Consider the following 26,743-nt stretch of genomic DNA (forward strand, 5'->3'; position numbering starts at 1 on the left):
ATTTTGTCGCGAACGGTAATTTTCCGGAAAAAAACAGACTGAAAGAGGATCGTATCGCAGCAAAAAAGTTTTTTGAAAGGAGTATCCCCTAAAAGAACGCACAAAAATAGACCTTAGGAAAAATCCCAAGGTCTATTTGCAAAACTGAATGGTTTGAGAAAAAAGATGATTGGCGCTGCGGGTACTGATTAGGGATTTTGGGTATTTTTCCAAAATCGTACGCACGTTATAAAGACCAAGTCCTCTGCCTTCCCCCTTAGAGGAATACCCCTTTTCGAAAATAGGAGAGAGCTCCAGTTTTTCCGCCTCTGTGCTGTTTTCCACCACCAAAATGAGCATTCTCTCCTCACGAATCAAGGCGATGGCGATTTTCGGATCTTCAGCAGTAAGACATCCCTCTATGGCATTGTCACAAAGAATAGAAAGAATCTTGATGAAATCCAGCAGCTCGATTTGAAAATCATAAATCTCTTCTTCTATCTCCACAGAAGTCTCTATCCCCTTACTCTGGGCCTCCAGGAGCTTCGCGGATAAGATACTTTTTACCGCATCATTTTCAATCCGGCTTAATTTTGCAAGGTCAAATTTACTGCTATAAAAGGGCTTTCCGCTGTCCTTAAGAACCGTATTGTAAATGTTTTGAATGCTGTCAAAGTCTTTCCGCTCAATTCCCAGCTTCAAGCTGGTTAAGATATTCATATAGTCATGCCGAAAACTGCGAATCTCTCCGTATAACTCCTCCACATGATGACTGTATTCGGAAAGTGCCTTTAGCTCACTATCCTTTTGCTCCAGCACTTCCGCTTCCAGTCTTTCCTTGGAAACGGCATTGATATATAAAAGCATCACGAAAAAGATAATGATATAGAGATTATTCAGCTGTCCCCGAAGACTGTCCGCCCAAGAAAAGCTTTCACGCAGCATCAAAAAGGCTGTAATCAAAACGATGTAAACCATCATAGAGAGATTAATCGGCAGTAAAAAGCGGCGAAAAAAACCACGCGCAAAGCCTGCCTTTAGCTCCTGAAAGTTGATTTTCAGGGATTTTATAATAACAAGATAGAGGGGGAAAACCAGAAGTTCAATCAGAAGATCATATCCGCCGATACTCGCCTCATTGTAAACGGAAATGCCAAAGAACGGAAAGACATAGAAGGCCAGCAGCCTTCCCAGCAGACTTTCTAAAACAATAGGATACAGTCCGTAAAAAAGCTTCAGTCCTCCGTCTTTCTCCCGATTTCGATAAAAGCTGTACAGCACGAAGCTCACAAAATACCCGAAGAAAGCAAGAGGCGGAAAAAAGAAGAACAACAGCTCAAAAAGAACCGGAACAAGGAGAAAAGACCAGAGAGGCATATTTTCATCACTAATCTGACGATAGAACAACATCACATTGACGATTTTCACATATTCAATTGTCAGATTGATCATAGATTCCATACATTCTCCTCTCTGAAAATATTTTACTGCTTCATCGACTTCATCCGTTCCAGAAGTCCTCTATACTTCATACGGGAAATCAGACAGCTCTCCTGATTCTCGAATATCGCCATTTTCTCCTCTTTATCAATCTTCACAATGTTCTCCGGATTGACCACAAAGGAGCGGTGGCATTGGTACAGTCTGGAATCCGCCTTTTCCAGGTCGGAAAGCCCTGCATAGAACTCAATTCTTTCCTCCTTGGTATGTAAAATCACCTTATGGACGGTAGGTGAAGACTCAAAATACAAAATTTTATGAAAAGGAACCTGCACTCTGGCCATGGCCGTTTCAAAACTGAAAGAATCCTCCGATACAGTAGCACCAAGTTTTTCCAACGTGTACTCAATAGCCGACTCCACACGCTCGGAAAAATGTTCCTCATCCAAAGCTTTGTCAATAAAGTCCAGTGCCGAAACCTTATAGCGAAAGGTAATCGGCATAAATTCCGAATGAGTTGTCACAAATACGATAGTGTCATTGGGATCCCTGCTTCGAATTTCTTTCGCAATATCCAGCCCCTTCTTTTCCTCTCCTCTAATCTCAATATCCAAAAAGAAAAGCTGATGAGAACCTCTTTCCGTAATAGCAGTAAGAAGCTGCCCGGCATTTCCAAAGATTTCCGTTGCCTTACAAGATAAGCTCTTCCTACTAATCAGCTCCTTAATCACCTTTTCAATGCGGGATTGTTGTATTCTTTCATCCTCTAAAATAAAGATCTTCAGCAAGTCTCTCACTCCTCTTAAAAACTTTCGTAGTCAAAAAATCCGCTATTTCCCTCAAGCTGTCTCTAAACTCTACAAAATTAATCGGTTTATTTTACCATGCTTTACCTAAAATAGAGTAAGTTTTTCATTGCGTGCTTAGTATTTTTTTATTTTGAGCTTTGTGGTTTTTCACTGTTCGATTCGCTCTTTTTTCGTTGAGAGATTCCTATTTTTTCATTTTATGCTTCGCAGTTTATTTCTTTCGTCCACATCATAAAAATGTTATACTGTTTTCGTTAACAGACGCTAAATGCCTAGGCTTCTCTTCGCTTACTGCACTGCTTAAGAAAAACACTCTATAGGAAAGGAGAAAGAAAAAGTGGATTCTTTTCGATTTGCATTATCTTTCGCTCTTATTGTATGCCTTTCTTTTCTCCTTACCTTTTATATTTATTTTCGGCTTTTATACGGCGTAAAGAAAAACCGGGAAGTCCCTCGGTGGATTTATAAATTCGGGCAGGCTTTTCAGGGTAGAGTTCATGTTGAATATGAAAATGCAACGACTTCCACAGCTCTTCGGGATGCCAATATTTTCCTTTTTTTCTGGCTTCTTTCCAATGTTCTAAGCTTTGCTTTTTTGTATTACAAAAGCGGAAACTACTATGCAGCTGTCTATCAATGTTGTAAGCTACAGTTCCTTACCGTGCTTTTAGCCATGATGCTTCATTCCCTCTTTCAGTTTTTTAGAATGACTTTTCATTCTTCCAGGGAAGCCCGTCGTTGGTATTCCACAACCAATGCACTTTCTTGGGTAGCCTTCTTCTCCGGCTCCCTTTTGGCTTCCTTTGTCTCTACCATGGGGTTTCCGGAAAGCCCTCTAACCGCACAAATTGACGGAACGAAACTGATTGTCGGCAGCACAAAGGCCTCTTCGCTTATCGATGCAGGATTTTCTTTTGCAGGGAAAAGCGCTAAAAGTAAAGTCACCAACAAAAGAAATGACCCCTTTTATTACGGTGAATATCTGGAAATTACAAAGGACGGAAAATCCTACGGTTTTATGAGTGTGACCCCTACTTGGAAGGATAAGGATGCATTAAAGAATTGTACTATTACCTATTATGAAATCCCCGGAGATTGCGCCCAATTAGCAGAAGTCCAATTTAACCGGGTGAACTTAACTGCACTCTCCCTTTCCGACTTTCAAACCAAAAAAATCACGGATATTTTCTCTTTAAAACCCGCTAACTATAAAGAAATTCAGAATGAGAGCTATTATGTTTTGACTATGCAAACAAAAGACTATGCATTATGGAAAAACTATAGTCTTTATGCATATTTTGATACAAATGGCGTTGTATTCCACTACGGAATCCGCGCTCAACAATCAATTTGGGAATGATTCTATCAGTAAAGGATAATGAAAATGAACTTTTTTAACTTTGAATTCTTTTTTGGACTTATGGTTGGTCTCTCTTTTCTCCTTACCTTTTATATTTATTTTCGGCTTTTATACGGCGTAATAAGAAAGCGGGAAGTCCCTCAGTGGATTTATAAATTTGGGCAAGCTTTTCAGGGAAGAGTGCATATTGAATATGAAAATGCAACGAATTCCGCCGCTCTTCGAGATGCCAACTTATTTCTCTTTCTTTGGCTTTTGGTCAATGTTTTGACCTTTGTTTTTCTATACCATAAGAACGGAGACGCTCATGCCGCTCTCTATCAATGCATGAAAATGCCATTTGCTACGATCATCGTGGCTTTAATAGTCCACCCAATCTTGCTCCTTCTTAGAATGCAGTTCAGTTCTTCCGAAGACGCTTATCATATCTACTCCACTACTAATGCAGTTCGCGGAGCGGCATTTTTTTCCGTCTTCCTTCTGGCTCTTTACGTCAATTTGTAGAACTTCCGTACAAGCCCGCGAAACACTGCGAAGTCTGAAATGAGCAATTGTATCTGCTAAGCAGGCAAACCGTCGACTATTCGTTATGGAAAAGCCATCCCTCGGCATAACTTTTCATGCAGATTATTCTCTTACCAACTACGGAATTCGCACTCAAGGGAAATGCATTAATATCCTGCTTCAGCCAATAGGAAGGGAAGCATAATTCCTCCAAGAATCATCCAAACGGCAATATTAATACCAAAAACAGACAGGAAAAACATAGCAAAAGAACTTCCCTTTCGAATCTGTACGGTAAAGTTGCTGAAATCCACAGGCTGTTTGAAGAGAAGATTTTCGATAGATGCCTCCAGCCTGTCTCTCACGCTACTTTCTCCATCTAAAGACAGGGTATAATTTCCCTCTTCCACGTAAAAAGAGTAGAGTTCCACCCTTGCTTCCCTAAACCCGCTTACGCTGGTCCGCATCAAATTGGGAGCAAGATTAACTCTGTTCCCTGTCTCCTCCTCTACCAGCTGGAAACCGATTTTCCCAAGAGGAGATTTCGTGAATTTCTTCCCGCTAAGCCAAATCCCGTATTTTCCCTGAGGAAGGTGAACTCTTCCCTCTTCCTCTAAACAGGGCATTTCGAAGAATAGCTCTGCCTTCGCAAAGCGGATAATGTTTCTAATGCTGAAAATCAATAGTGCAATTCCCATGGGGATCAATAAAAAACATAAATTTCTCATCTTGTCTCTCTTTCTAAAATGCTATCTTTACTTTCATTCTTTAAGAATACATAATATCTTTGCTTGAGAACGGCATAATGTCTTTGTTTAAGAACGCATAAATAATATAAACGTCAATCCCAAGATAGCACAAATCGCAGTGATTATAGATAAAATTTTCCCCCTCTTCCAATATCGCACCGTAATATACAGACCATCCAATATATCAAAGCCGGGAATGCACTGGAAAATAAAGTGCAAGATACATTGTCCCAAAGTCCAGCCCTTTTCTTTTCTGCTCAGTAAAATCAGGAAAATAGCATAGCTAAGTCCTGCTAATCCCGCCATAAACGATATTCCGAGGAAAAGTGGTGCCACAACTAAGCTCATAGCGAAGAAAAAAGGAGCAATGAATAGAGTCGCCGGTAGCACCAGCAGCACAAAGGAAAGCCCTATTCCGCCAAGTAAGACCACAAGAAATATGGCCAGTAAAATCAGTACGGCAGGCAGAGAACTGTATTTAAAGAAAAGGAAAGCCTTTATGCACTGTTCACTATCCCCTCTTTTAAAAATTTTAAAAGCCTCCACAATCTGACTGATGAAAAAGCCGGTAAACACAAGGGCAAATAGGATATTCAATAAGACATAAATCTGTAAACTGAATACGGGGCTTGCCGGAAATAGGAGTATAAAAGCAATCCAAGTGTATAATATAAAAATATGAAAGATTCTGAGAATCCATGAAAAATGCTTCATAATCTCTACCTCCACCGTTGGTATTTCTTGATGATTTTTACTGCAGGTCCGGTAATTTTAGACCTATACTTTCCTGCTCTGATAATCTCTGACTTTGCCTTTTATTATTTTAACATTGCCCAACTGCTATACTATTTACTTTATTTCTCAAAAAACATCCTAGTATTTTCCAGCAGAGAAAGCAATAAAAACAAGCTGATGTGCAGGAAAATTCAGCATGGACAAAATGGCTGAAAGTGTTAAGCTATTATTAGTTAAACGAAACTAATGCAATATTTCTTGTTCTATCATTATGTTATCTCATCATGTTTTATTCCTAGAGTTACGTAGCTCATACGGTTTGTACTAAATAGCAGAACCTGAACTACATTGATGAAAAAGTTTAGCGAGGTGAGTGTAATGAAATACAAAGGAATCTATTTTAACTTATTCAGTTTATTCTTGAAAAAACCGATGATAAAAAAGTTCGGAAAGGATAAGACGAAGGAGAGCTTACAAAAAGGACGTATCTTATACCGAGAAATGCTGGAGAGCACGGAAGATGTCGGTGAGAAAAATCCTATGGCCCACAATATTTATTCCGCCTATGTTTTTCTGGCAGTATGCAGAGCAGGTAACTTTTCGGTAGAAGATTTTAGAGAAGTGATTGCTGCATTTATGGACAATCGCATCATCAGAAAAGCCATGAGCTCCATAGATTTCAATAAAGAGACGGACATGAAGAAATTTGCTGAAAGGATGCATAAGGCGGAAGAATGGGCAGAGGCGCATCCGGAATATCAGGATAAAACCTGGGATTTTCATTTTGATGAAAAGCGACATAAGGACGGCTTTTATTATCACTTCACAAGATGCCCTTTGGAAAAATTCGCAAGAGAAAATGGCTATCTTGATTTATTGCCTTTGTGCTGTGACATTGACCACATCACGGTTGAACGAAACAAGGGAGTATTGCATAGAGAGCAAACGCTGGCAACAGGAGGCACAATCTGTGATTACTGGTTCGTGGGGAATCAAACAAAGAATCCACGCTAAGAAGGGAGCTAAGATTATATGGGCTATTATTTATTCTTCTTGCTCTATGGCTTGATTATTTGCCTTGCCTACAGCTTCTCTTTTTATCTTTATCTTCTTTTGGAGTTTGCCGTTAAGCAGAAAAAAGAAGTACCGGATTGGTTTTATCGTATCGGGCAGAGCATGCAGGACCGTTTTCACCGGGTTAAATTAGAAGATAGGACGAACTATGACGGACTAAAGCGGAGCCGATTTTTTCTTCGGGGAATGCTTCTTTTAAGCTTTTTCTCCTATCTTTTCTTCCATGTCAAAAGCCGTGATACTTTCATTTCAGTTTTAAACTGCGGAAAAGCACAGTTTGTCATCTGCCTTGTGATGAACGAACTGACACATTATTGGAATTTAGGCTCCTCTCCAAAGGAAAAGAGAAAGTATTATTCCCCAAGTTTTGCCGTAAGCGGATGCTTCATCATCAGCTCAGTTCTGCTTCTTCTTTTCGTGGTAAGCATGGAGCAAATAAAATTTCATATTTTCTTTCCATAGTTGTTTCCGTCTGTGCTCAATTTCATAAAGCTTTTAAATCTGTATCGCCTTTCAGTATTCCTGCAAGAGAATCCGTTAAATAAGATACCGCCTTTTCTCGCGGAATAAAACGCCCCACCTCTTTACCGTTTTTTGTGACGATAATCTCCTTGCCCTCCTGAACCATGGCAAGATACCTTCCAAAATTGTTCTGCATCTCCGTTGCTGTTGCAATTGCTATATTTTCTATCATAGTATCACCTCTCGTTTATATTAGCTAATATCAATGCATACTATAATGTATACGTTGCTCTTCATAAATCTGAGAAATCACCGTATGTACGTATTTTGCCATCTGTACAGTGTTATTCAGTTCAAGTGCTTTTGGATTGACAATTTCCCCAATACGAATACTCACATTAGCCGGGCGAAAGCTATGAAAACGCTCATAACACTCCTCTGAATTATAGAATGAAACTGGAACAATACGCGCATTTGCCTTAAAAGCCATTTTAAAACTACCGGGTTTAAATTCCTCCACACTGTCTTCTTTCGTTCTTCTCCCCTCCGGAAAAATAACGACTGAATACCCGTTTTCTATTCTTTGAATGCCTTGATTAATAACTTCTATTGACTTTTTGATATCATCTCGTTCTAAAAACAAGCATCCTATATCCCGAAACCATTTACCAATAAATGGAAATTTTTTAATCTCACTTTTTCCAATGAAAATCAATGGTTTCTCCATTATTGCAATCATTATTAAGCTATCAAAATTACTTCTATGATTTCCAATATAAACCACGGGTTCATCATATATGGTACAGCCTTGAATATCTATTTTTACACCTAATAATTTGAGCATTTTTCTTGCTATTTTTTTCAAGCTATAAAAATTTGCATCATGTTCAGTTTTCTTGTCCTTGTATTTCAAATGATGAATCAATCTTACCGGATAAGAATATAACATAGCTCCAACAAAATACAAAAATGCAATAATCAATCTCATAGCAATCTCCATTCCAGCACATTCAGCAGGCGGCACAAATAGTAATAAAAGTCTCCATAACTAACTAGCGAAAGTCTAAATTTCAGTATCGCATAAGTAAAAACTATCTTTAAAATAAAATAAGCAAACGCTAATCTACTTAATATTGAAAGGCTATTTTGAAAGGCCTAATATGAAAAGGCTATATATTGAAATACATGCGTAAAAGCCCCAGTATCAAAAGATGCACCGGATAGAATACATAATTCAGCCACTTACTCTGTTTTCCTCTTTCCCCATTATACGTTAGGCATAATCCAAATCCAAGAAAAGAATAAATCTCCTTTATGATAGACAGAAATCCAAGCCCTGCGCCCCAAAGGGGTTTTTGATAGAAAATAAAAAAAAGATAAGCCACTATTACTGCATGGAAATCATAGTCCAGGCTCAAAAACATCGCCAAAATACTGAAAATCCCCACAAGAAGCAAAGAAAATCCGTACCATAAAATTCTGTTCGGAATTTTCCTTTTGAAACTGTCGATGATCCAAATACAACTAAGACATAATGCCAAAGTAAACATCATGTTATTCCAATTTGGATTAAAGAAGACTTTTGAGGTAAATAAATCAAAGGGCACTTCGGAAAGAACGCCAAAAAGGAAAAGATTCAGAAGGTACTTTCTCCGATTTCTCGTCTTAAAAAAACCTTCCACAAGAAAGAAGATAAAGAGAGGAAAGGCAATTCTCCCCAGAATCGAAAGAAGATTCGATACCTGAAGCAAAAAGCCTTTCCCTTCTAAAATTGGTACTAGCAAAGCATTATTTACATGATCAAGAAGCATGGAGAAGAAGGCGATAGCCTTTAGCTGGGCTCCATTAAGGCATTGTACTTTTTTGCTATTCAGCCGCTTTCCATGCTCCATGATTTCTTCCACCTTTATATTACTTTTTATCCTAGTATACTTTTGTATTTTGAGAATGACAGCCTATTTTTATTTTAAGACTGTTTTCTCCAGCTTTCTAAAACAAGCTCTTCATAATCTTCTTCGGTATACACATCATCACGGTTCTTTCCGGATCCACCACCTGACAGAAACGCAGGTCTCCTACGGCACTGAGAAGCATACCGGCTTCGTTCAAGGAGAGTCCCAGATTTTCCTGTACTCTTTCATTCATGATCCGTACCGCATGAAAAACTGCCTTCTCTATTTCTTCGTGGGAGTAGATTACACCGCAAATCTCTTCATTTTCCACCATAGGGGTTTCAATGCTGATTCCCTTAATCACAGACAGTCTGACCTTCACCTCTGCGGAAATTTCCACACCGCTGACCATCACTTCTCCATCTCCCATAGCAGCGTGCACATCTCCCAAAGAGAAGATAGCGCCCTCATGGAATACGGGAAAATAAAGGCTTACCCCAACTTTAATGCGCTTATTGTCCATGTTTCCGCCGTGGCAGCCCGGTGTACCGCAGTTGATGGAGCCGTTTTCCGGCGCAACACCGATAACCCCAATCATGGGCGTAACATCAAACACAAGCTTGTCATTAAAATGAACCTTGCCGTCTTTCACCTGAATCCGTTTTACGGATTCTTCTTTCACCAAAGAGCCAAGGACGCCGTTCTCCGGAAGGGCACACATTACGCCCTGCTTATCCAGAGCAATTTCCAGGATTTCCACCTTGAGGACATCTCCTGCCTTTGCATTCTGCACATAGACAGGGCCGGTGGCGGGATTGATACGGTCCCAGTTCAAAGCTCCGATACAGCTTCCCTCTTCACTAAGCTGGTTATCAAAGCAGTCGTGGGTACGGAAAACGACGGTTTCTCCGTCCATCACCTCCGCAACGCATTCATTTTTACTGTCAAAAGCAAATACTCTATTGTTTTCAATGATTTTCATAGTTTTTCCTTCATCCGATTTCCCTTAGAGCTGATTCGACCTTTTGATTCCATACAAGTTTGAGAAAACGGATGATTCTCCTTTCTGTCTCTAGGTTTCAGTTTATATTTTCACTTCTTGAGATTTTAAAAAAGTCGAAGCTACTGAAGCAATAGCGAATTGTTGTAAGGAGGCATTTGCCATTCCGGGTTAAAATTCAATAGCTTTCGCCTCAATGATACCATCCTATACAAGCACCCCCTAATAGTCAAATGCTTGTTAGATTTTTCAGCATTCGATAAAGTCTCACTCTATTTTTGATGGCTAAAAAGGGACTAGAAGCAAAATAATGAAACTGGCAGGATTTTCTATGAAGGTGTATACTTCCAATCGGAACACCATTGTCATCAAAATCGACTCAGAAAGAAGGCAGGAAAATGAAGAAAATTCTTATTGTAGTAGATATGCAAAAGGACTTTATTGACGGTTCTCTGGGAACAAAGGAGGCGGAAGCCATTGTACAAAAGGTAAAAGAAAAAATTCTCTCCTATCCCAAAGAAGATGTCTACGCAACCCTAGACACCCATAGAGAGGATTACCTCTCCACTCAGGAGGGAAAAAATCTTCCTGTTTCTCACTGCATTAAGGGGACGGAGGGCTGGCAGTTGGACAGCGCTCTTCAGGGCTTAATCTTAGAGAATCATTTCTTTGAAAAGCCCGGCTTTGGAAGTTTGGAGTTGGCAAATGCTATGAAAGCCCTTTGTCAGGAATCCAAAAGTAGAGGGCAGGATTTCTCCATCGAGCTTATAGGCTTATGTACCGATATCTGCGTGGTTTCCAATGCTCTTCTTATAAAGGCATTTTTACCGGAAGTCCCTCTCTCTGTGGATAGCCGGTGTTGCGCCGGGGTTACTAAAGAAAAGCATGAAGCCGCTTTGGAGACTCTACGCTCCTGTCAGGTGGAGGTGCTATAGAAAAATAACGGGCTATCAAAATCAAAATTATATAAATTTTCGGCAATATAGGTCTAAATAAGGGGTAGTCTGAGCCCGTCGGTACTTGCGAAAAACAAGAGAATCGCGGTTTTTCGCTTAGTATCCGATACGTGGCGAAGCTAGCGAGAGCGTGCCCCAAATTTAGACCTATATTGCTTAGAAAACTTATTTTGTTTGTATGGAATTTTAATTATATTGGCTTATTCTAAGGAAATATCTGCTTAGTAAATAACTACTGTAGTTTTTTATGTAGCTTTTGATATTGATTTTCCCCAAAAAACAAGCCCAACAAACTTTTCTACGAGTTTGTTAGGCTTGTTTTATTTTCACTAATTTTTGAAAAAAAAGAGACCCCAGTAAATTGCACCGGGGGCTTAGAGAAGTTTGTTTGTTTAAAAATCTAAGCCATTTCAGCTTACTGAAAAACAGAAGAAATGTCAAGAGGAAAAAGGTATGAAAAAGATATTAAGTGTAGTAAATAACAAAGGTGGCGTAGCCAAAACCACTAGCATTTTGATTTTTTCAGAATTGCTAGCTTATTTGGGTAAAAAAGTACTGGTGGTTGACCTTGATGGACAAAGTAATTTGTCTTTGGCTTTGCATCAGTATGTTGAAGACTCGTCCGCAAATATTGCCGGAAGAATTGCTCCAAGTAAAAAGAATATTGCTGAAATATTTAAAGAAAGACCAAAGAAGAAAGAGCAACTTTTAGATTTCATTTATCCTACGCCAATAAAAAATATCTCTATTATACCCTCAAGTAAAAGGTTCAATTCAATAGAGTCAAATATGGATCCATGTTTTAAAAGTCCTTTCATTCTAAATAAAGCTCTTACGGCTATTAAAGAAGATTTTGATTTTATCTTGATTGATAACGCACCTGCATTAGATTTTTTCACTTTGAATTCTATTGTGGCTAGCGACTACATTGTTACTCCTATTAGAGAAGATGGATTTTCTAAAAAAGGACTATTTGAAATAATGGATACGATAAACAATTTAACAGAGGAATATGATCTTTCATTAACTTTCCTTGGGGCTTTTCTTACACAAGTAAATCCCTCAACGATTGCAGTAAAAGAACGAATTAAAGAATATAAGGAATCTATTCCGGATTATTTCTTTAATACTTATATCAGAAAAGACACAAAGATTGCTCAGATTGAAAGTGAATTTAAACCAATTCTAGAGCATAGCTTAGACAGCAACGCTCTTTTGGATTATTCGCATTTATTACTGGAATTAGGCATTTTAGATGATTTATCAAAACAGCGTTTAGAAATGAGTTTATAAAGAAAGGATTAGCAAATGAAGGAAAAATTCAAAAAGCTTGATATTCAATCTACTGGGGAATTTGGATTACAGGATGTTAAAGCAGATTCTCTCCTACTCTCGTCTGAGACTTCCGATACGACAGAAAAGCAAATTGAAGATTTGGGAAGTACTTCCCAAAAACAATCTTTAAACCCTTCTGGAACTCGTTTTCTAACTTTTAATAAGGAATCTATGGGGGAAGCGTTTGATGCCTTCAATGGTAAAAATCCTTTTAACTTTAAACGAATTCCCAGGGAGAAAATTATCTTCAACGAAAATAATGATTTTTCAATGGAGAATATTGAGGAATTGGCAAATAGTCTTCTAAAAAATGGATTGGAGCATAATTTAACCGGGCATTACGATGATGATAGAGACCTTTATATTCTTGAAAGTGGAGAAAGAAGAATCCGTGCATTAGACTTGCTAAATTCTAAATTTGGTTCTGTAACACGGATTAACGAATTGCCGGAAAGTGAACAAGAGAATTTTGTTTTATTTAGAAGCAATATTTTACCTCTTCTAACAGAAGGCATTCCTTTTAAAGTTAATTCTTTTTCTAAAGAACATAACGATGAGAATGGAAATAGACTTGATGAAATTCGTTCGGAATTAAGGAAATACGCTACAAATTTAGATGTCCGTCAATTTACACCAAAAGAAAGATCTGAATATATTTCTAAAGTGAAAAAATTGCTGGAGGAGGAAGCTTCCCTTTTAGGGAAAAATAAAGTTACAAAAGATGAAATTGCTGATGCCATTGGAATTAGTAGAAGGCAACTACATAAGTATGAGCTACTGGATTCCTTAATTCCAAGATTTAAAGAATTATTTGAAAATAAGAAATTACGGATTGAAGCAGTATCAACATTATCCGGATTAACAGAAGAAGAACAACAGGCTATTTGTAATCGTATAGATAGCGAAGACGATGCACAAGCTATTTCTTTTGTAATTCAGGATTATGTTGAAGCAAAGGAATGCAAGAAACAAGTAGCTGAAGAATTGGCAAATTTAAGTGAAAACCCTGTGTTATTTAAAGAAAAGCAAAAAGAAAAAATGCAACAGGATCTAGCAGAGAAAGATATCTATTATTTTAAAAATGTTGTTACCTTTAGAAAAAAACTTGATGAATTACTCGGCGTAATTGAAAGCTTAACAGCAATTAGAACAAGCTCTCTTGATATCCAGGACGTTCTTCCATATTCCGATATTCTGGATTTAAAGGATAGTTTATTTAGCAATATTAATCAGTTTGAACAATGGATTAATTCGTATGAGGATAATTAGCTATGGAACAAGAAATCTCTACTATAAAAGCCGAATTTATTACTAAATTAGAGATAGAAGGAATTAATTTCCAGGGCTATGGAATTATTCCTAAAGCTGTAATGCTAGATCCGGATCTCACCCTGGAAGCAAAAGCAATTTATGCTTATTTCTGTAGCTACGCTGGAGCTGGAAATTCTTCTTTTCCGGGCAGAGATAAAATTCTGGACGATTTAAATGTTTCAACTGGTGCTTATTATCGCCATTTGAAATTGCTAAGAGATCTAGAATATTTAAAAATCATACAAAATCGAAAAGGAGCATATTTCAAAAATACTTATATCCTTCCTCAACGTCTTGAAAGATATGAAATCATAAGACCGATTGCTAATACAAGTCTTTATGTAGAAAAGAATTTTGTTCAACATGAAAAATATAGCATGAAAGCCTTTGGCTATGGAATGATTCCCAAGGCAGTTATGAAAGACCCACGTCTTACCTTAAAGGCTAAAGGAATTTATGCATATTTTTGTAGTTATGCCGGAGCTGGAGATTTTATTAGTAAATATAGAGATCAAATGCTCCGTCACTTAGGAATCGGAAAAGATAGTTATTATAAGCACTTAGACCTACTAAAAGAATACAGGTATATTCAGAGTGAACTGTATAAAAAAGAAGGAAATTATTATGCTAAAACTTGTTTTATCCTTTGTGAATTTCCAAAAAGTAACGTAAATAAGCCATTTTCCCCGTGTATCAATTTTCCGGACACTGCTAATAATTTAGACAATGAACAAGATGTTTTTCCAAACTCTTCGTGTGCTAAATTCCAGAGTCCTGAAAATGAAGATACTGGTATTGAGGATACTGAAATCTCAGACAATAAAAGTAACTCTTTCAAAAATAACTCTTTCAAAAATAACTGCTCAGTCAGTCTAAACACGGAAAAAATGGGAAGTACTTCCCATTTCGAAAACAATTGGACGGACGGACGGAACAACTTGCAAAAGGATAAATTACAAAATATTGATTGGAAAAATGAAGTCATAAAAAACAATGGAATACCCTACTACTTTGCTACTCAGCCGGATTTACTTCAAATAGTAATTAAAAATTTTCTTAATTACGAACAAAGAATAGAACTGCTGAAAGATCCTATTGAAAAAGAATGTTTATCATTAATTACTGATATGATTGTAAACCTTTGTTTAGCTGATGAGTTTCGCCCGGTAAAGGTTAGACGCATTAATTACGCTAAATTCATTGATGCGTTAAATAGAACATATGATAAAACGTTCCAAAGCCTTCAACTTGAAGATGTAGCTGAAAATGTATTAAAGCGTATCTGCAAAAAAATAGAAAACGACGAAATCAAGAGTCCAACGCTATACATTGCATCGTCTTTATATGATGAATTACTTTCTGATAATTTTAGGCTCCATGCAAATCTTCGTAAAGATTTTGGAATATAAGGAGGAACTATGAGAATTAGAAAAATACAAGTTGCTGAGGCAATAGCAAATTACGGAAATAATGCATTCCAAAATAGATATTCTTGTAAAGGAAGAATTATTGAGTGTATGGATACAGTTACCTTTGTGTTCGACCGATGGATACTTTGTGAGTATTTTATTATGCCTAAAATAGAACTCAAGGAATTGGGATACTATAAAAAAGGAGATTTTGACGCAAAGCGTTTTACAAAACTTGATAATCCATATTTTATGAAAGTATGCGAAGAAATTATGAAGGAATATAACCGTAAGTATGGGAAAATCAAATATGCTTGCTTTGGTGAATTTATAGATTCATGGAAGTTAGACCATTATCAATTAAAATTTTTAGATGGACATTTTAAATACTTTGCTATGACAAAAGAAGAAGCTCTTACTAATCTTGATAATTACATAGATTATCATACTAAAAAGATTCCAGACAAAGAAAAAGATCCTGAATTATACGAATTTGCTTTTAACTATATTTCGTCATTCAAGAAGCTTCGTACCAAGTTAAAAAAAATGACGGAGCATGATATTGGAACGTTGAAATTTCACTGCAACGGATTTGCTACATATATTGCTGAGATTAGGGATGAAAATATTGAACCAAACGATGTATCTGATTATCTTCTCTCGAATAATAAAGATGATGATAATTTTGTTCTTGAATGGTAGAAATGGGAAGTACTTCCCATTTTTAAAAGGAGACCTATGGGCAACACAAGAAAAAACAAAGAAGATGTTGATGTTCATTTTAGGATGTCTAAAGAAAATTTAGCAATGTTAGATGCTTGTGCAGAAGCAGAAGGAATCAGTAGAGCTCAGTTTGTTCGTGACAATATTCTAAAACTAATACATGGAACGATATCACAATATGCCTTTGCAGAATTAGATGGCAGAATTCGTCAGACGGTTAAAGAATTATTAGATGCAAATTTTCAAAGCGAAATAGATTTAAAGAAAAAAATATTATCTGAGTTGGAAAGAGCAAATCTTATGTCTTTGAAAAATTATATTCTTCAGAATCCCGGATTGGATCCAACAGAATATAAAGCTTATTTTTACCAGTCTAAAGGCGAAAGCCAGAAAATCAGCAAAGGACAATTACAAGTAGAAAGTCTGATTGAAAGAACAAGAATGGAGAACGATTTAAAAGCTTTAGACGATTGGAAGAAGGCTATTACAGAGGGAGAAGATGAATAATATTGTTGTATCTAAAATAAGGAGTGAATCTCCAAACAAAAGGAATACGGCAGTAAAAACTTATAACTACTTGTATTATATCGCAACCAGAGAAGGAGTTGATTTATCTCAACAATCTGAAAATGAAACATATTTACAATACATTCACGAACGCCCAAGAAGCCATGGGTTGTTTGGGAATATTGAAACCGATGATATTGATTCTGTTTTAAGCAATATTAAGGAACGTTCAAAGAAGCAAGTTGTATTCAGAGGAATATTATCTCTTGATGAAAGGGATGCCAGAGATCTTGGGTTTCTTGATAAAGAAAATTGGAGAAAGTATCTTTCTCAAGCCCTTCCCTTAATAGGCGAAAAATTTGGAATACAGTCTGGAAATTTACAATGGGTAGCAGCTTTTCATAGAGAAAAAAATCACCCTCATATCCATTTTATGATATGGGATCAGAATATAAATAATGTGCAAAATAGCTTTATATCTCAACCACAGCAACATTATTGCAGAGAATTATTCTCTAAGCTGTTTACGGAAGAAGAAAGAAAAAGCCTGGCTAACAAAAAATACTTATCTCGTGAAGAGCTGATTAATGACAGTAAAACCGAATTACAAATGTTAGTTGATGATATTACTTTTGAAGAAGATCGTCCCTTTATTAGTAAAATTGATAAGGAGTATAGGCAGAAGTTTAGTAGTGTTTTTTCAGAATTATTAGACTCTCTTCCAAGGGATAAATTGAATAAATTCCAATATTTATCACCTAGTAATAAAGAAAAAGTTCTTGCTGTTGTACAGGTTCTTTTGACGAATAAAGTCCTAAAAAGGGAATATGATGATTTTCTAAATTACCATTATAGGATTGCAAAGGACTATAGCCCAAGTAAAAAAGAAATCAAAGTTGCAGTTCTAAAAGCAAAAGAGGATATAGAAAAACGACTTTGCAACCTTGTACTTAGAGAAATTAGAGACATGGAAAGTATTACCCAAGAAGAATCTCCGGAGCCGGAAGACACTAGCCCGGTGGAACCTCAGGAGTCGAAAGGCACTAGCCCGGTGGAACCCCAGGAGTCGAAAGGCACTAGCCCGGTGGAACCCCAGGAGTCGAAAGGCACTAGCCCGGTGGAACCCCAGGAGCCGGAAGGCACTAGCCCGGTGGAACCCCAGGAGCCGGAAGGCACTAGCCCAGTGGATCTCCAGGAGCCGAAAGGCACTAGCCCTGTGGAACCCCAGGAGCCGAAAGGCACTAGCCCGGTGGAACTCCAGGAGCCGAAAGGCACTAGCCCTGTGGAACCCCAGGAGCCGAAAGGCACTAGCCCTGTGGAACCCCAGGAGCCTGGATACCATGCAAAACAAGAGGAGTCATATCATATGTATAGATTAGTCAATACATTTTTAGATGCTTTACTTTATGCCAATAATACTAGATCTCCCTCTTCTGTTTATTCTTCAGGAAAAGACAAAGGCAATGTAAAAGCTCTTAGGGAGTGGAAAAGAGAACAAGGATTTTCTATGGAAAATAGCAATTATTAGAAATTGTAGCCATATGAAAAATGGCTTGTATCAATGGTTTTATCTGCATTTTATATATTTTGTAGCCGTACAAAATGGAAAAAACAACATTTGTAGCCACAAAAAATAATGCTCTAAAACCGCATAGGTACTGGCTTTGCCAGTACCAGTTTAGGCGATGCGTAGCCGTCCTATTCCTGCCTCAAGAAAATTGGTCGTTTTTTGCCAATTTTATTGTGGACTATCATTAGTTTTTTTTCGGCTCAAATGGGCTGGAAGATATATGTAAAATCCAAAGAAATTGGTGCAATGAAAGGAGAACAAAATGAACAAAGTAATTTTATCCGGAAGACTTGTAGCAGATCCTGAAACTAAATATTTCAGCAAAGACAATGGTGAGGAATCTGCTGTTAGCCGATACACATTGGCTGTCCAAAGGATCGGAAAAAATGAGGAGCATGATTCAGCCGATTTTGTTCGCTGTGTATGTTTTGGAGCAAGAGCATCTTTTTGCGAGAAATATTTAAATAAGGGAATGAAGATGCTTGTGTCCGGATATCTGCATACCGGGAGTTTTAAAGATAAAGATGGAAAAACTGTATATACCACAGACGTTTATGTAGACGAGCAAGAATTTGCAGAAACAAAAAAGAAAGAAAACGAATCCAACTATGTTCCTGGAGAAGATCTTCCGTCCAATTAACGAGGTAATGATTTATGCAAACTAAAGGAAAACTTCCAGCATTTTTGATATCCATTTTTCTTTCTGTGTTTTTGGCTATTTACCTTTCTTACTTAACGGATCAGGTTATTCGTCTTTTTCTCCGGATTACGCATACAGATATTTTAAATTTACATTTCTCTGTAAATCCGCTGGACATCCCGCAATACGCAAAGAAATTTTACTCTGGAATGCTGGTATTTGGAATTTTGTATGAAACCATTATTCTTATTTGGCTTACTTACCAGTTTTTCTTCTATAAAGCCAAGTTATCTAATGTTTCAGAATATAAGGTTACAGAGTATATCTCAATTCCAAGACCGGTGGGAAATGGACAACATGGTAAAGCATGGTTTGCAGACGAACAAGAGATTCGAGCTATAAGTAGCGATTTGAATGTTAAGACGCAAAATGAAAAAATTCAGTCTGGAATTGTTTTAGATTATAAAAACGCCATTGTCCGGTACATGAAAAATTTTGCTCATTCAATAACGATAGCTCTAACTGGAGCTGGTAAAACAAGAAGAGTTTTGCTTCCTTCAATTTGTTTACAGATTCTTGCCGGGGATAGCTATTTCGTTACAGATGTTAAAGGGGAAATATTTTACTTAACTAGTAAATATGCAGAGTCTCAAGACTACAAAATTGTAGTGATTGATTTCATTAATCCGGAAAAGTCGATGCAGTATAATTTTTTACAACCAATTATAGATGCCCTTAAAGAAGGAAAGAAAAAGTGGGAAAAGCAAGTAAAAGAACTAGTTCAAGAAATTGAGGAAATAAAAAAGCAAGAAAATCCTTCTCCTGAAGACGTTAGTGCCCTGGTTGCTAAACGTAAAGATTTGGAAAATGACTATTCTTGGACGGATCAAGCCCAGGAGTATACCTGGGACTTGGTTTCAACGATGGTTGGAGAAGCAAAGGGGGAACCACTTTGGTACAATGGAGAAACGTCAACGCTTGCCTCGTCAATTCTTGCAGTATGTATGGAAGCTCCTGAACAATGCCAAAATTTATATAACGTATATTGTTTCCTGGCATACATGAGTAAGTATTATCAAGAACTAGGGAAAAATCTATTAAGTACATATCTGGAAAGACTTCCAGACACTCATCCAGCAAAACTGATTTACATGCAAGCTGAAGTTGCAGAAGTGAGGACAAGATCTTCTTTCAATACTTCCGGGCTAGGAACCTTAAGGCTATTTTCATCCAATAAAATCGGGAAAATGAGCATGAAAACAGAATTCAACTTAGAAGATATTGGAAAACAGAAGACAGCGATATATTTTATTGTCCCGGATGAGAAAACAACCTATCATCCATTGGCTTCTCTTTTCATGGTTCAGCTTTATATAAAGCTTGTTGAAGAAGCCAGAAAGTGTGGTGGTAGCATGAAGCAAAAAGTTGTATTCGACTGTGATGAGATTGGAAATTGTCCCAGAATTCCTATTTTGCCGGCAATGCTTTCTGTAGGACGTGGACGAGGTATATCTATAAATCTTGTTGTACAAGATTATCAACAACTACAGGCAAAATATAAAGATGATTTTGAAACGATTAAGAGCCAGTGTAAGTTAAAAATTTTTCTTCAATCTGACGGAAAGGAAACATTAAAGGATATATCAGAAAGACTTGGGGACTATACTACTGAAAATCCTAATGAGTCATCATCACGTTCAACGGAAATTGGAAGTAAAGCAACTATATCCGGTGGTTCTGGACTTACCGGAAGGAGATTGCTATTACCTAGTGAATTAGCTCTATTTGAAAAACCGGATGCCCTAGTAATGGTAACCGGACATCGTCCATTTGTTTCATATCTTCCGGATATTTCGGAGACTGATTTCAATAACTTACTTGGCTTGGGTGATGAGGAATTCACTAAAAAATTTATCCTGGACTATGAAAATAGCAGAAAAGAAAGAGATGATAAGCCATTAAAACAATGGGGGATTTGGATTAAAGAAAAAGAGCAAATGGAAGATAAGATTAAAAGTCTTATTGAACAAAACAATTAGAAAAGGGGAATTATATGAAAACATTAATGGGTAGCTTTTATAACAATTTTGGATTCTTTCATGCTGTATTACTTGATTCATCGGCTTCTTTCGAATCAAGCCTAAAATCATCTAAACTTTATACGGGGACTGTAGATATTTTAAAAGGATCTATGAACGTAATGCTCGTTCTCGTTATCTTGATTACTGTAATTGTGGCTCTGGTTCATGGAATTGGCTGGCTTACCGCAGATTCGCATGATAAACCTGCGAAGCGGAAAGCTGTTTTTACAACAATAATTGTTGGAATTGTTGTTGCTTGTATTCCCACAATTATCTTAATCATTGCCAAGATATATGGAGCGAAGGGAACAGAGAATGTTCCAACCAATGCTTTTTATCCTTTGATTATGTTTTTGAGGTAATGCTTATGGACTTTCTATTAAAAGCTCTTACAAAATTTACGGCTAACGTAACAATACAGTTCATCAATATTATAACCAGTTCACAATTATCCCAGTTTAAAAATGCCGTGTTTAACTTCGCACAAAATAAACTGGTTGTAGCTTCGCATAATACTATGCTTGCTGTATCTATAAGCCTGATTATTTTCTTTTCGGTAAAACAGATTTTTGATGTGTATATATTAGAAATGTCCGGGGATCCGGAAGCAAGTCCATTGAACGTTCTTGAAAGAGCAACTTATGCTACAGCAATTACTTCTTGTTCTACATGGCTTTTCTATAGCTTTTTGAATTTTACAGCATTGCTGGCCACACAACTTGTAGAAAAAGATCAGGAAGTAGATTTAAGCGAAGTAACCAGGACTTTAGAAAGCTCTTTGACAGCAATGACGTCCGGAAGCTTTTTAAGTAATCTCTTTTTCTTCAGCCTTGTTATTGGAATGTTAATCTTCTCTGTTATTGCAGTCATTAGGGCTGTAGAGCTTGCAATGATGTACATAGTATTGCCAATATTCTGTATTGAATTATGCTTCACAAACCGGGAAAGATTGAAAGGACTCATTACAAATATTGTTGTGACAGGAGTCTACTATTCTATCCAGCTTCTATTATTTAAGGTCTATCTTATTACGTTGGGGCTTACTATGGCTGGTTTAACTAATAATCCAGATTCACCGCTTGGACTAAGTGCATTTACCACATTGGGACTTTTAATCGCCGTTTTAAAATCTCCCAAATGGTTGGAAAAATTTGCTTATAATTCCGGTGTTGGCGATAGTGTTAAAAGAGGAGCTTCTGCAACGATCCAAGGACTTGGAAGAGTTGTATTAGGAGGTGGAAAATGATTGCTTTATCCGAGGAATCTACTGCAAACGTAGTATATGATTATTTAGAAGGCGGTCTTCATGCAACTACCTTAAATGGATTTATTTCAGATTTCACGCAGTTATTTCTCTTACTTTTGGTTTTAGGAATTTCTCTTCGTTTGATTCAGGGAGGAATAAAAGCGATTAATGAGGACAGCGGTTTAATGAAATTTTTCAAAACAAGTAAAATAAAAGTCCTTGCTGTAATTATAGGTATATGCATAGAAAGCATTATCCTTTTAGTCAAGGGGGTGTATAAGTGATGGATTCTAAAAAGCCATTATATATCCCGGTGAAAACACTTGATTCAGATGACCTGATAGAAGGAATAGGAATTTTGGAGATATCCATTTGCGGAGTGGCTCTTTTGATTATTTTAATTATTTCAGTTATCCTTGCAAGAATATTTACCAATAACTTAGTGGGAATAGGTTTTGCTGTCTTTTCAACAATTGCTACTGTAAGCACAATTAGAAGAGATAACTGTAATGAGAACTTAATTCAAAAGATCATGTTCATATTACGATTTCTAAAAAAGCAAAAAATTTATCTTTTCGATAGAAATGGAGAGGAAATTCTATGAATAAATTAGTGGAGTACCTTCTACAAAATCCATTGTATATCTTACCTTTTATCTTACTTCCGCTTGGTATTTTATATCTAACAATCAATGCAATCAAAAAGCCATTAAAAAAAGCTAATAATCCGGAAGTTGCTAAAGAGGTTGAAGAACTTTCAAAAGAAAGGCAAACGGCAAATTCTTTGGTCGAAGTTGCGGATATTGAAAATTGCTTTCTTTATCGGAAGGACGACTATATTCTAGGGTATCTGAGAATAGGAAGTATCAATCTGGAACTTTTAAGTGCAGAAGAGCTCCAGATTCTTACACAAAAGTTATCTATGTCTTTTGAAGGTGATAGAGATAATTTCGATTACTTTACCTTGCCCTCCCAAGTAAATCTGGATCCAAATAAAGATTTCATTAAAGAAATTAGACAGGGGACAGATGATATAGGAAAGAGAAAAGGGCTTACTCTGATGATGCAAGAGATGACCAGGCTTTCTACTTCCGGGGAAAATTTTGAGCACCAGCATATAGTAAAGATTTGGAAAAAAATAGGTTCAAATATTAAAGATACTGAAAAAGACTTACGGAATCGCTTATCTGATTTCCGGGAAAGGTATCAAGCTGTCGGAATTCCTTGTGAGATTCTAAAGGATAAAGAAATTATCAAGCTTTGCAATCTTTTCGGAAACCCGTTGCAAGCACCATATACAGGAGAAGTGTCCAAGTTTGAAAGCTATCCCTTCATAAAGGAGAACTAGGATGTTTGGAATAAAAGAGAAGAAAAAATCTAAGACAATTAAAAACTATGCAAAAGAAGTGAACCAAAACATATTGAATATGATAACACCTTCAGGTGTTGACTTTGATCGGTCGCACTTAAATGTTTCTGAGAATATTGGAACTGTGCTTTGTATCAGTCGTTATCCGGCTGAAGCAGGATTCGGCTGGCTTACAACTGTCTGTAACCTTGAATCTACACAAACAAAAATAGAATTTAGATATACCGCACCGGACAGACTCGCAAAACAGCTGAATAAAAGACTTAGTGAGTTAAAAGAAGCTTTTGATCTTTCCAAGGTAGAGTCTGAAAAGCAGTCTTTAAAAAATGCAATAGAGAATTTAAAAGAATTAGTAAACCGTATTGTAGTAAAAGGGGAGCCAGTTGGCTATGTAAACATTCTGCTATATATAACGGCTGATAATAGAGAAGAGCTGTTCAGTAGATTAAAAAGAGTTCAGAGTGCTTTATCTATCGTGGAATGTAGAACCAGAACTTTACTGTTTAAACAAGATTTAGCCTTTGCTACACTAGCCCCCTATGGTCTTCCAAACTATGAAAAGATCAGTAATGTTGGAGAACGTCCGATGCCTATTAGTACGTTTTTTGGAGGCTTCCCAAATGCTTCATCGGGGCTTAATGATGTTAGTGGTTATTATCTAGGTAAAACAAAAGAACAGCGATTAGTTATTCTCGATCAATGGGTAAGAAGTAAAGATAGAACCAATTCTAATTGGATCTTTACTGGAATTCCTGGAGTCGGAAAGTCTACGGCTGTAAAAGATATATTAGCGAAAGAATATTTTTACGGCACGAAAGTAATTATATTTGATCCGGAGAAGGAATATGTAGATTTATGTCATAGCGAATATATCAATGGAGATGTTATAGACTGTGTATCCGGAGCAAGTGGTAGAATCAATCCCTTACAAGTAAGAGTGACCGGGAAGATCACAAAGGACGATTTAGAATCCGAAGAGAGTATTGAAGAATACTACGGAGAGCATATAGGATCTGATCTAGCACTATATCTCCAGCAATTGCGTTTGTTCTTTGCTTTATATTTTGGAAAAAAAGAATACTCTTCAGATATTGCTACGATTCTTGAAATAACGCTTATTAAGCTATATGAGAACTTTGGAATAACCTGGTATACAGATATCTCTAAGCTAAAGAATGAAGATTTTCCTATCATGGAAGACCTATATGAACTTTCCGTATCTTTAGCAGAGGAAGAGACTAATCCTGTTTATAAAGATCTCCGGACAGCTCTTTCCTTAAAGTTATATAGTGCTGGAAAAGGAGCAGATCAATTTATCTGGAATGGATATACTACTCTTAATCCGAAGAGTAATTTTATAGACTTAAATGTATCTAATCTATTAGATAGTGATGAAAATGTTAAGAAAGCACAATTCTATAATCTAATGATGTGGAGTTGGCATGAAATGTCTGCAAATAGACAAGAAAAATGCTTGTTTGCAGTAGATGAAGGCTATCTATTTGTTGACGATGAATATCCTGATATGATGAAGTTTCTGAGAAATATATCAAAACGTGCAAGGAAATACGAGGGGGGATTACTTTTTATAACTCATTCTGTAGTAGATATATTGGATCCGGCTGTCAAAAGGTACGGCCAAGCTATCATTGATAACGCTTGTTATAAGCTCCTAATGGGTACAGATGGAAAGAATCTACGAGAAACACAGGAGCTTTTCAATCTCTCTGATAAAGAGCTTTCAGTACTTTCCAGCAAAGAAAGAGGAAGAGGAGTATTTATGTGTGGATCTATGCGTATGAATCTTTCCATTGATCTTTCTGATGATATGCTGGAAATGCTCGGAAAAGGTGGAGGAAGATAATGAATGCTATCCTTCAAAAAATTCTCCGTTATCTTATCCTGACAGATAGTGGACATAAAATATTAAAGGGTATTCTAATCCTTATTATTGGCTTTATATTACTACCAACAATTGCCTTTTCTCCTGTTGCCGGATTTGTTAATGGAGTTAAAAATTTTTTTGAAGGTGAAGGAGATTTAGATGACGATGCAGATGTTTCTTCATTTTTAGGAGATGACTTTTCTATTATTGAAATGAAATATTATAAATCTGTAGAATCTGCCAGAGCTAAGCATATAGACCTAATAAGTGAAGAGCAAAAAAGCCTGGCAGAGACCGTCAGAGAAGAACACAAATATACCGTTACTGTAAAGGATGCCAATGGCAATGAACACGAAGAAACTAGGTACCCTACAGTAGATACTCCTCTTCCCAATCCTCCAATGGTTAGTGTACTGGCTTACTTTTGTACAACAGAGGAAATACAAATTGCCGATGGTAAGAAAAAAATTAATGAAAGCAAAGTAATGGATTTTTACCAAAAAATTGCAAAACGTCCCTTTAGAGTCATTGAACGTAGCAAGGATCATTATATTGTAATGGTTGAATACATGACGGAACAAGATATTATAGGATTGCTTCAATCTGAAGGTACCTTTAAGGATGAAGGAGATGTTGATCTCTTTGAGACCTCAATAGAAAGAATTAAAGAATTTATTGATGAAGCTGGTGGGTTTAAGTATGACGGCGAAGCTGTTGGGCAAATTAGTAATGCTGAAATTGCTAAGCAGATCTGGGATTATTTCAAATCTTTAGGATGGTCTGACTATGCTACTGCCGGCATCATTGGAAATTTTGAAGCAGAATGTAGCTTACAGCCTAATTTACAGGAAAAAGGTGGAACCGGAATAGGACTGGGGCAATGGTCTCACGAAAGAAGAACAGCCTTCTTAAATTGGTTATCTGAGAACGGAAGGGATATATCCGATATAACGGCTCAATTAGATTATTTGATAGTTGAGAATTGCTGGCATGGCGGAACTCTTACTCTTTATAAAAGCGGTGGACTCAAACATACCAGTAAAGTAAAGTCCTTATCTGAGTTTTCTACATACCAGTACTCTTCCGTCCAGGAAGCCACAGAAGATTTCCTTTGGCATTGGGAAGGACCAAATTATCAGAAAGCACAAGTAGGAAGAAGAATTGGAGCTGCTAACCAGGTCTATAATCTATTCTCTGCTGGAGCAGTAGCAAAAATCCCGGAAGTAGCAAAAAAAGGAAAGGATCCAAAGTTATATTTCGCATATGGCATAATTCCTACAAATTCTTTTACGGCAGAAAAACATATGCAAAGCATTAGCTTCAGAAATTCTAAAGGTGTAATGAAAACTGTAAGAGTAAATGCATCGGTAGCTCAGGATGTTCTAACTGCATTACAGGAGATATCTGAAGCTGGATATGAGATAAAACAAATTGGAGGATACTCATTTAGGCAAAAAGTAGGATCCAATGGATTATCTTCCCACTCATATGGACTAGCTATTGATATAAATTGGGATTACGGTAATCCCTTTATCAAAAAGGGAAAAATACAGGCTGGCACCAGGTATTTATCTCATGAATTATCTATGACAGAAGGGAGCATTCCTGTCCGAATAATGGAAGCTCATGGCTGGATCTGGGGTGGACATTGGACAAATTCCAAAGATTATATGCATTTTTCTATTACAGGAGATTAATTGCTTGTGAA

28 protein-coding genes are annotated in these 26,743 nt (G+C 37.0%); 20 read left to right on the forward strand and 8 right to left on the reverse strand.

The features are described 5' to 3' along the window. Positions 1-132 precede the first annotated feature (132 nt). Together HNQ46_RS08395 and HNQ46_RS08400 are read right to left on the reverse strand one after the other, a co-directional pair. Positions 133-1,440 carry a sensor histidine kinase gene (locus HNQ46_RS08395; RefSeq protein ID WP_183684287.1) on the reverse strand — a complete coding sequence of 436 codons (1,308 nt, stop codon included), beginning with the start codon at positions 1,438-1,440 and terminating at the stop codon, positions 133-135. 23 nt (positions 1,441-1,463) lie between these two features. After that, positions 1,464-2,216, reverse strand: coding sequence for a response regulator transcription factor (locus HNQ46_RS08400; protein ID WP_334298773.1), 753 nt, complete (start codon positions 2,214-2,216; stop codon positions 1,464-1,466). Between the two features lie 349 nt (positions 2,217-2,565). Here HNQ46_RS08400 and HNQ46_RS08405 point away from each other — a divergent pair, with 349 nt between their 5' ends. Both HNQ46_RS08405 and HNQ46_RS08410 read left to right on the forward strand, forming a co-directional pair. Further along, positions 2,566-3,588, forward strand: coding sequence for a hypothetical protein (locus HNQ46_RS08405; RefSeq protein ID WP_183684289.1), 1,023 nt, complete (start codon positions 2,566-2,568; stop codon positions 3,586-3,588). 24 nt (positions 3,589-3,612) lie between these two features. Continuing rightward, positions 3,613-4,092: a hypothetical protein gene (locus HNQ46_RS08410; RefSeq protein ID WP_183684290.1), complete on the forward strand. Its 480-nt coding sequence runs from the start codon at positions 3,613-3,615 to the stop codon at positions 4,090-4,092. Positions 4,093-4,259: 167 nt separating this feature from the next. Here HNQ46_RS08410 and HNQ46_RS08415 read toward each other — a convergent pair whose 3' ends face one another. After that, positions 4,260-4,820, reverse strand: coding sequence for a hypothetical protein (locus tag HNQ46_RS08415; RefSeq protein ID WP_183684291.1), 561 nt, complete (start codon positions 4,818-4,820; stop codon positions 4,260-4,262). Between the two features lie 87 nt (positions 4,821-4,907). After that, a complete protein-coding gene (locus tag HNQ46_RS08420; protein WP_183684292.1) occupies positions 4,908-5,555 on the reverse strand; it encodes a hypothetical protein in 648 nt (215 codons plus the stop codon). A 399-nt stretch (positions 5,556-5,954) separates the two neighbouring features. Here HNQ46_RS08420 and HNQ46_RS08425 point away from each other — a divergent pair, with 399 nt between their 5' ends. After that, entirely contained in the window at positions 5,955-6,590 is a 636-nt protein-coding gene (locus HNQ46_RS08425; protein WP_183684293.1) for an L-2-amino-thiazoline-4-carboxylic acid hydrolase, read from the forward strand. A gap of 18 nt (positions 6,591-6,608) precedes the next feature. Continuing rightward, positions 6,609-7,112, forward strand: a complete 504-nt coding sequence (locus HNQ46_RS08430; RefSeq protein WP_183684294.1) for a hypothetical protein — start codon at positions 6,609-6,611, stop codon at positions 7,110-7,112. Positions 7,113-7,134: 22 nt separating this feature from the next. Here the strand turns inward: HNQ46_RS08430 and HNQ46_RS08435 are convergent, their stop codons facing one another. From HNQ46_RS08435 to HNQ46_RS08450, 4 genes are all read right to left on the reverse strand, one after another. After that, complete coding sequence (locus HNQ46_RS08435; protein WP_183684295.1) at positions 7,135-7,344, reverse strand: type II toxin-antitoxin system Phd/YefM family antitoxin; 210 nt, start codon at positions 7,342-7,344, stop codon at positions 7,135-7,137. 30 nt (positions 7,345-7,374) lie between these two features. Beyond that, a complete protein-coding gene (locus HNQ46_RS08440; protein WP_183684296.1) occupies positions 7,375-8,100 on the reverse strand; it encodes a lysophospholipid acyltransferase family protein in 726 nt (241 codons plus the stop codon). 181 nt (positions 8,101-8,281) lie between these two features. Further along, the gene (locus HNQ46_RS08445) at positions 8,282-9,004 is read right to left on the reverse strand and encodes a TraX family protein (protein ID WP_183684297.1); all 723 of its coding nucleotides are present in this window, start codon (positions 9,002-9,004) and stop codon (positions 8,282-8,284) included. Positions 9,005-9,101: 97 nt separating this feature from the next. Further along, positions 9,102-9,986 (reverse strand): acetamidase/formamidase family protein, encoded by an 885-nt coding sequence (locus HNQ46_RS08450; RefSeq protein ID WP_183684298.1) that lies wholly within the window; start codon positions 9,984-9,986, stop codon positions 9,102-9,104. Positions 9,987-10,402: 416 nt separating this feature from the next. Between HNQ46_RS08450 and HNQ46_RS08455 the strand changes: the two genes are divergently transcribed. From HNQ46_RS08455 to HNQ46_RS08530, 16 genes are all read left to right on the forward strand, one after another. Then, on the forward strand, positions 10,403-10,939 hold the full coding sequence (locus HNQ46_RS08455; RefSeq protein WP_183684299.1) for a cysteine hydrolase family protein: 537 nt from the start codon (positions 10,403-10,405) through the stop codon (positions 10,937-10,939). A 474-nt stretch (positions 10,940-11,413) separates the two neighbouring features. Further along, positions 11,414-12,253 carry a ParA family protein gene (locus HNQ46_RS08460; RefSeq protein ID WP_183684300.1) on the forward strand — a complete coding sequence of 280 codons (840 nt, stop codon included), beginning with the start codon at positions 11,414-11,416 and terminating at the stop codon, positions 12,251-12,253. 15 nt (positions 12,254-12,268) lie between these two features. Next, a complete protein-coding gene (locus HNQ46_RS08465) occupies positions 12,269-13,564 on the forward strand; it encodes a ParB/RepB/Spo0J family partition protein (RefSeq protein ID WP_183684301.1) in 1,296 nt (431 codons plus the stop codon). Positions 13,565-13,566: 2 nt separating this feature from the next. Next, complete coding sequence (locus HNQ46_RS08470; protein WP_183684302.1) at positions 13,567-15,015, forward strand: helix-turn-helix domain-containing protein; 1,449 nt, start codon at positions 13,567-13,569, stop codon at positions 15,013-15,015. 9 nt (positions 15,016-15,024) lie between these two features. Then, complete coding sequence (locus HNQ46_RS08475; RefSeq protein ID WP_183684303.1) at positions 15,025-15,717, forward strand: hypothetical protein; 693 nt, start codon at positions 15,025-15,027, stop codon at positions 15,715-15,717. A 36-nt stretch (positions 15,718-15,753) separates the two neighbouring features. Further along, positions 15,754-16,245: a type II toxin -antitoxin system TacA 1-like antitoxin gene (locus tag HNQ46_RS08480; RefSeq protein WP_183684304.1), complete on the forward strand. Its 492-nt coding sequence runs from the start codon at positions 15,754-15,756 to the stop codon at positions 16,243-16,245. Further along, positions 16,238-17,773 (forward strand): MobP3 family relaxase, encoded by a 1,536-nt coding sequence (mobP3, locus tag HNQ46_RS08485; protein ID WP_183684305.1) that lies wholly within the window; start codon positions 16,238-16,240, stop codon positions 17,771-17,773. Before HNQ46_RS08480 ends, mobP3 begins: the two co-directional genes overlap by 8 nt. A gap of 304 nt (positions 17,774-18,077) precedes the next feature. Further along, entirely contained in the window at positions 18,078-18,455 is a 378-nt protein-coding gene (locus tag HNQ46_RS08490; protein ID WP_183684306.1) for a single-stranded DNA-binding protein, read from the forward strand. Between the two features lie 14 nt (positions 18,456-18,469). Further along, positions 18,470-20,494, forward strand: a complete 2,025-nt coding sequence (locus tag HNQ46_RS08495; RefSeq protein ID WP_183684307.1) for a type IV secretory system conjugative DNA transfer family protein — start codon at positions 18,470-18,472, stop codon at positions 20,492-20,494. A 14-nt stretch (positions 20,495-20,508) separates the two neighbouring features. Beyond that, entirely contained in the window at positions 20,509-20,898 is a 390-nt protein-coding gene (locus tag HNQ46_RS08500; protein ID WP_183684308.1) for a hypothetical protein, read from the forward strand. A gap of 5 nt (positions 20,899-20,903) precedes the next feature. Next, a complete protein-coding gene (locus tag HNQ46_RS08505) occupies positions 20,904-21,782 on the forward strand; it encodes a conjugal transfer protein TrbL family protein (RefSeq protein ID WP_183684309.1) in 879 nt (292 codons plus the stop codon). Next, positions 21,779-22,066, forward strand: a complete 288-nt coding sequence (locus HNQ46_RS08510) for a hypothetical protein (RefSeq protein WP_183684310.1) — start codon at positions 21,779-21,781, stop codon at positions 22,064-22,066. Before HNQ46_RS08505 ends, HNQ46_RS08510 begins: the two co-directional genes overlap by 4 nt. Next, a complete protein-coding gene (locus tag HNQ46_RS08515; RefSeq protein ID WP_183684340.1) occupies positions 22,066-22,386 on the forward strand; it encodes a hypothetical protein in 321 nt (106 codons plus the stop codon). The genes HNQ46_RS08510 and HNQ46_RS08515 overlap by 1 nt, the downstream gene beginning before the upstream one ends. Further along, positions 22,383-23,129 carry a hypothetical protein gene (locus HNQ46_RS08520; protein WP_183684311.1) on the forward strand — a complete coding sequence of 249 codons (747 nt, stop codon included), beginning with the start codon at positions 22,383-22,385 and terminating at the stop codon, positions 23,127-23,129. The genes HNQ46_RS08515 and HNQ46_RS08520 overlap by 4 nt, the downstream gene beginning before the upstream one ends. A 1-nt stretch (position 23,130) precedes the next feature. Further along, the gene (locus HNQ46_RS08525; RefSeq protein ID WP_183684312.1) at positions 23,131-25,014 is read left to right on the forward strand and encodes a VirB4 family type IV secretion system protein; all 1,884 of its coding nucleotides are present in this window, start codon (positions 23,131-23,133) and stop codon (positions 25,012-25,014) included. Next, positions 25,014-26,732 carry a phage tail tip lysozyme gene (locus HNQ46_RS08530; protein WP_183684313.1) on the forward strand — a complete coding sequence of 573 codons (1,719 nt, stop codon included), beginning with the start codon at positions 25,014-25,016 and terminating at the stop codon, positions 26,730-26,732. Before HNQ46_RS08525 ends, HNQ46_RS08530 begins: the two co-directional genes overlap by 1 nt. Positions 26,733-26,743 lie beyond the last annotated feature (11 nt).

This window comes from Oribacterium sinus (assembly GCF_014202695.1).
GTDB classification, from domain to species: Bacteria; Bacillota; Clostridia; order Lachnospirales; family Lachnospiraceae; genus Oribacterium; species Oribacterium sinus.

What these genes read in the sequence shown, in the direction of transcription:
- HNQ46_RS08460 (WP_183684300.1), top strand. Translation starts at nt 11,414, where the DNA reads ATGAAAAAGATATTAAGTGTAGTAAATAACAAAGGTGGCGTAGCCAAA.
- HNQ46_RS08520 (WP_183684311.1), top strand. Translation starts at nt 22,383, where the DNA reads ATGAATAAATTAGTGGAGTACCTTCTACAAAATCCATTGTATATCTTA.
- HNQ46_RS08425 (WP_183684293.1), top strand. Translation starts at nt 5,955, where the DNA reads ATGAAATACAAAGGAATCTATTTTAACTTATTCAGTTTATTCTTGAAA.
- HNQ46_RS08475 (WP_183684303.1), top strand. Translation starts at nt 15,025, where the DNA reads ATGAGAATTAGAAAAATACAAGTTGCTGAGGCAATAGCAAATTACGGA.
- HNQ46_RS08410 (WP_183684290.1), top strand. Translation starts at nt 3,613, where the DNA reads ATGAACTTTTTTAACTTTGAATTCTTTTTTGGACTTATGGTTGGTCTC.
- HNQ46_RS08470 (WP_183684302.1), top strand. Translation starts at nt 13,567, where the DNA reads ATGGAACAAGAAATCTCTACTATAAAAGCCGAATTTATTACTAAATTA.
- HNQ46_RS08445 (WP_183684297.1), bottom strand. Translation starts at nt 9,004, where the DNA reads ATGGAGCATGGAAAGCGGCTGAATAGCAAAAAAGTACAATGCCTTAAT.
- HNQ46_RS08500 (WP_183684308.1), top strand. Translation starts at nt 20,509, where the DNA reads ATGAAAACATTAATGGGTAGCTTTTATAACAATTTTGGATTCTTTCAT.
- HNQ46_RS08530 (WP_183684313.1), top strand. Translation starts at nt 25,014, where the DNA reads ATGAATGCTATCCTTCAAAAAATTCTCCGTTATCTTATCCTGACAGAT.
- HNQ46_RS08455 (WP_183684299.1), top strand. Translation starts at nt 10,403, where the DNA reads ATGAAGAAAATTCTTATTGTAGTAGATATGCAAAAGGACTTTATTGAC.
- HNQ46_RS08505 (WP_183684309.1), top strand. Translation starts at nt 20,904, where the DNA reads ATGGACTTTCTATTAAAAGCTCTTACAAAATTTACGGCTAACGTAACA.
- HNQ46_RS08480 (WP_183684304.1), top strand. Translation starts at nt 15,754, where the DNA reads ATGGGCAACACAAGAAAAAACAAAGAAGATGTTGATGTTCATTTTAGG.
- mobP3 (WP_183684305.1), top strand. Translation starts at nt 16,238, where the DNA reads ATGAATAATATTGTTGTATCTAAAATAAGGAGTGAATCTCCAAACAAA.
- HNQ46_RS08465 (WP_183684301.1), top strand. Translation starts at nt 12,269, where the DNA reads ATGAAGGAAAAATTCAAAAAGCTTGATATTCAATCTACTGGGGAATTT.
- HNQ46_RS08525 (WP_183684312.1), top strand. Translation starts at nt 23,131, where the DNA reads ATGTTTGGAATAAAAGAGAAGAAAAAATCTAAGACAATTAAAAACTAT.
- HNQ46_RS08440 (WP_183684296.1), bottom strand. Translation starts at nt 8,100, where the DNA reads ATGAGATTGATTATTGCATTTTTGTATTTTGTTGGAGCTATGTTATAT.
- HNQ46_RS08490 (WP_183684306.1), top strand. Translation starts at nt 18,078, where the DNA reads ATGAACAAAGTAATTTTATCCGGAAGACTTGTAGCAGATCCTGAAACT.
- HNQ46_RS08415 (WP_183684291.1), bottom strand. Translation starts at nt 4,820, where the DNA reads ATGAGAAATTTATGTTTTTTATTGATCCCCATGGGAATTGCACTATTG.
- HNQ46_RS08430 (WP_183684294.1), top strand. Translation starts at nt 6,609, where the DNA reads ATGGGCTATTATTTATTCTTCTTGCTCTATGGCTTGATTATTTGCCTT.
- HNQ46_RS08420 (WP_183684292.1), bottom strand. Translation starts at nt 5,555, where the DNA reads ATGAAGCATTTTTCATGGATTCTCAGAATCTTTCATATTTTTATATTA.
- HNQ46_RS08435 (WP_183684295.1), bottom strand. Translation starts at nt 7,344, where the DNA reads ATGATAGAAAATATAGCAATTGCAACAGCAACGGAGATGCAGAACAAT.
- HNQ46_RS08395 (WP_183684287.1), bottom strand. Translation starts at nt 1,440, where the DNA reads ATGGAATCTATGATCAATCTGACAATTGAATATGTGAAAATCGTCAAT.
- HNQ46_RS08510 (WP_183684310.1), top strand. Translation starts at nt 21,779, where the DNA reads ATGATTGCTTTATCCGAGGAATCTACTGCAAACGTAGTATATGATTAT.
- HNQ46_RS08450 (WP_183684298.1), bottom strand. Translation starts at nt 9,986, where the DNA reads ATGAAAATCATTGAAAACAATAGAGTATTTGCTTTTGACAGTAAAAAT.
- HNQ46_RS08495 (WP_183684307.1), top strand. Translation starts at nt 18,470, where the DNA reads ATGCAAACTAAAGGAAAACTTCCAGCATTTTTGATATCCATTTTTCTT.
- HNQ46_RS08515 (WP_183684340.1), top strand. Translation starts at nt 22,066, where the DNA reads ATGGATTCTAAAAAGCCATTATATATCCCGGTGAAAACACTTGATTCA.